Here is a 3,348-nt window from a genome sequence, read left to right as displayed (position 1 = left end):
GGTTCAGGGGTATGCCTCTGAACCTGGTGTACCTCGAGTGTGGAGGATTTGGGACGTTCACCGTCCCAAATCCTCCACACTCGGACCCCGCGGGCATCAGCGATGCCACATCGGACCGTCGAGAACAGTGCCGACCAGCAACTCTGCGACTTTGCCGGGACCCTACTCTCAAGGTAGGGAAGGAGGCCTTCACGGACTTTCCTGGCCGGGACTCCTGGTGAGCGCGGCCGCAGGGTCTTGAGTGGCGAGCCGGTGCCCGCTGCTCATGTCGCGAAAGCCACTTTCGGGACATCACGTGTCCCGAAAGTGGCTTTCGCGACACGCTACCTGATGTCCTCCCCAATACCGAGCACGAAGCCGCGTCAGCGGGACTTCCACTTGACGGCGAGCGAGGCGAGACGTTCCACATCGGTACGCCGCTGATCGGTGAACATCCGCTCGGCCGCGGGCCGGAGCCGCCACCGAAGGATCGCGAGCACCTCGGCGAGCTGTTCCTCGTCGAACAGGAGCGTCGACAAAAGGACTTGTTTCGCCTCACGCAGCTGGCCGAGTTTCGCCGCGAGGCCGGGCGAGGAAGCGTTCTCCAGCAACACATCCAGCACCCACAGCACCAGTTCCCTCGGTGCGATCCACCAAGACTCCGGCAGGCGCTCTTCGTGGAACAGGAAGTATCCGAGCGGTGATCGGCCCGGCATGGGCTCGGCGGAATCCCAGTTCAGCTCGGCCCACCAGTCCGCGTACCGGGCCAGTTCGGCGATGCGCGGGAGCATCCAGTCGGCCAGGTCACCGGCGGCGACCGCGTTTTCGGCCGCCGTGTACAGCTCGGTGCGCAGCACCCGGATGAGTTCGGGTGCCCGCTCCCCGAACGCGCCGATCCCGAAGAGGGTGAAACCGCGGTACTCGACGAGCTCCGCCTTCAGCTCAGGGTCGGTCACGCGTTCGGTGAGCACGTCGATGACCCAGCCGATCACCCCGCTCGAGGCGTTCCACCAGAAATCCGGGTGGGACGGCTCGGCGGTGTCGAGGAAGATGTCGCCCGACACCTAAGGTCAGCCGCCGTGGGCGGCGAGTCGTTCTTCGCGGTCCGCGGTGATGAGCGCGTCCAGCACGTTGTCGAGGTCGCCGTCGAGGACCTGGTCCAGGTTGTAGGCCTTGTAGTTCACCCGGTGGTCGGCGATGCGGTTCTCGGCGAAGTTGTAGGTGCGGATCCGCTCGGAGCGGTCGACGGTGCGGACCTGCGAGCGGCGCGCGTCCGACGCCTTCGCGGCGGCCTCTTCCTCGGCGATCGCCTGGAGGCGGGCCTGCAGCACCTGCAGGGCGCGGGCCCGGTTCTGGATCTGCGACTTCTCGTTCTGGCACGAGACGACCACGCCGGTCGGGATATGCGTGATGCGCACCGCCGAGTCGGTCGTGTTCACGCTCTGGCCGCCGGGGCCGGACGAGCGGTAGACGTCGATCCGCAGGTCGTTCGGGTCGATCTCGACCTCGACGTCCTCGGGTTCGGGGTAGATGAGCACGCCGGAGGCGGAGGTGTGGATGCGGCCCTGCGATTCGGTGGCGGGCACGCGCTGTACACGGTGCACCCCGCCCTCGAACTTCAGCCTGGCCCAGACGCCGTCGACGTCGGCCGAGCGGCTCTTGATGGACACGGTGACGTCCTTGAAACCGCCGAGGTCCGAGTCGACCGAGTCGAGGACTTCGGCCTTCCAGCCGTGGCGCTCGGCGTAGCGCAGGTACATGCGCAGCAGGTCGCCGGCGAACAGCGCCGACTCCTCGCCGCCTTCACCCGATTTGATCTCCATGACCACGTCGGAACCGTCGTACGGGTCGCGTGGCACGAGAAGTTCGGAGAGCCTGGCCTCGAGCGCGGGGATCTTGGCGGTGATCTCCTCGGCCTCGGCCGCGAAGGCGGCGTCTTCCGAGACGAGTTCCTTCGCCGCTTCGAGGTCTTCACGTGCTGAGTCGAGCTCGCGGATCGTCTTCACGACCGGGCTCAGCTCCGCGTAGCGGCGGCCGAGCTTGCGTGCCCTCGCCTGGTCGGCGTGCACGGACGGGTCGGCCAGCTGTTTCTCCAGCTGGGCGTGCTCCTCGAGCAGACCCTTCAGCGAACTCGAATCCACCACTCCACCTCTCTACGGCCGTCGGACAACGCGAACGCCTGCGAAACCATGAAAAACGGCGCCTACCCGGACATGCGGGTAGGCGCCGTCGTTCAAGCTACTTGGCGTCTTCGGCCTTCTTGCGCTTGCCGTAGCGAGCCTCGAAGCGCGCGACGCGGCCGCCGGTGTCCATGAGCTTCTGCTTGCCGGTGTAGAACGGGTGGCAGTTCGAGCAGATCTCGACGTGGAGCTTGCCGGAGGTCTTGGTGCTACGCGTGGTGAAAGTGTTACCGCAGTCGCAGTCCACGTTCGTGACCACGTACTCGGGGTGAATACCGCTCTTCATGGTGTCCTCTCTCGTTGGCCCCGGGTCCCCAGTGCGGGGTGAACCGGTGCCGGACTTCAGCGGATGATTTTGCCAGACGCGCTGGCAGTGAGGTTAACGCACCCCTCCCCCGACCTATTCCAACACGTTGAGTTATCAACTATCGACGGTGAGTTGTACGAAATTTGTACTTACTCACGCGAAGGTCCTCATGTTGGTAATTCCTCAACAGGGAGGTACTGAACATGCGCACCATCCTTGCCAAGGTGGCGAAGCCGGCGTCCGTCGCCGCGCTGGCCATCGCGGCCCTCGCCATCGCTCCCGTCGCCGGGGCCGCTCCGGCCGCCCCCGAAACGGGCGCCGTCATCACCGCCGCCGACATCAACCCGGCGGCCGGCACCTTCACCACGGTGCCCGAGGGCGACCTCTCGATCCAGGGCGCCGGGGACGGCACGCCCGCCGGCGCCGTCCAGTGGTACAAGAACCACGCCGGCTCCACCGCGTACCAGGGCCTCTGCGAGAAGGCCGCCGAAAACGCCTACGGCACCACCGGCGTCTGGGCCTCGGCCAACGCGCACTGGAACGGCGCGAGCCCGAAGCACACGACCGGCACGCCGCCGAAGGGCGCCTTCGTCTACTGGAACATCAGCCAGTGGGGCCACGTCGGCATCGCCGACGGCTCCGGCGGGATCTACGCCTCCAGCATCGGCGGCAAGATCGGCCACGCTTCGAGCGTGAACTACTTCAACAACTACCGCGGCTGGACCCCCGCCGCTGTGCCGCACCGCTGAGCCTTCGGTCTCGGGGGGGGTGGGGGGGGGGGGGAGCCCCCCCCCCCCCCCCCCCACCCCACCCCACCCCCTTTCTCACCCCGTTGGGTGGGACCCCCCCCCAGTAACCCCCGACCCGACCCCCCACCACGGA

Annotated in this window: 4 protein-coding genes; 1 reads left to right on the top strand and 3 read right to left on the bottom strand. The window is 67.0% G+C overall.

Annotated elements, in window-relative coordinates; all coding sequences use genetic code 11:
- Positions 1 to 362: 362 nt before the first annotated feature.
- The 3 genes from ACZ7KI_RS07810 to rpmE form a co-directional block, all read right to left on the bottom strand.
- Positions 363 to 1,043 carry a hypothetical protein gene (locus ACZ7KI_RS07810; protein ID WP_470272409.1) on the bottom strand — a complete coding sequence of 227 codons (681 nt, stop codon included), beginning with the start codon at positions 1,041 to 1,043 and terminating at the stop codon, positions 363 to 365.
- Between the two features lie 6 nt (positions 1,044 to 1,049).
- Complete coding sequence (prfA, locus tag ACZ7KI_RS07805; protein WP_470272408.1) at positions 1,050 to 2,120, bottom strand: peptide chain release factor 1; 1,071 nt, start codon at positions 2,118 to 2,120, stop codon at positions 1,050 to 1,052.
- Positions 2,121 to 2,217: 97 nt separating this feature from the next.
- Positions 2,218 to 2,445, bottom strand: a complete 228-nt coding sequence (rpmE, locus tag ACZ7KI_RS07800; RefSeq protein ID WP_044852438.1) for a 50S ribosomal protein L31 — start codon at positions 2,443 to 2,445, stop codon at positions 2,218 to 2,220.
- A 224-nt stretch (positions 2,446 to 2,669) separates the two neighbouring features.
- Here rpmE and ACZ7KI_RS07795 point away from each other — a divergent pair, with 224 nt between their 5' ends.
- Positions 2,670 to 3,215: a CHAP domain-containing protein gene (locus ACZ7KI_RS07795; protein WP_470272407.1), complete on the top strand. Its 546-nt coding sequence runs from the start codon at positions 2,670 to 2,672 to the stop codon at positions 3,213 to 3,215.
- Positions 3,216 to 3,348: the final 133 nt, after the last annotated feature.

It is taken from the genome of Amycolatopsis sp. NPDC039088 (assembly GCF_055598845.1).
This window is presented reverse-complemented; position numbering and strand designations above follow the sequence as displayed.

Excerpts from the sequence above, each read along its gene's own strand:
- rpmE (WP_044852438.1), bottom strand. The coding sequence starts at position 2,445 with ATGAAGAGCGGTATTCACCCCGAGTACGTGGTCACGAACGTGGACTGC.
- ACZ7KI_RS07795 (WP_470272407.1), top strand. The coding sequence starts at position 2,670 with ATGCGCACCATCCTTGCCAAGGTGGCGAAGCCGGCGTCCGTCGCCGCG.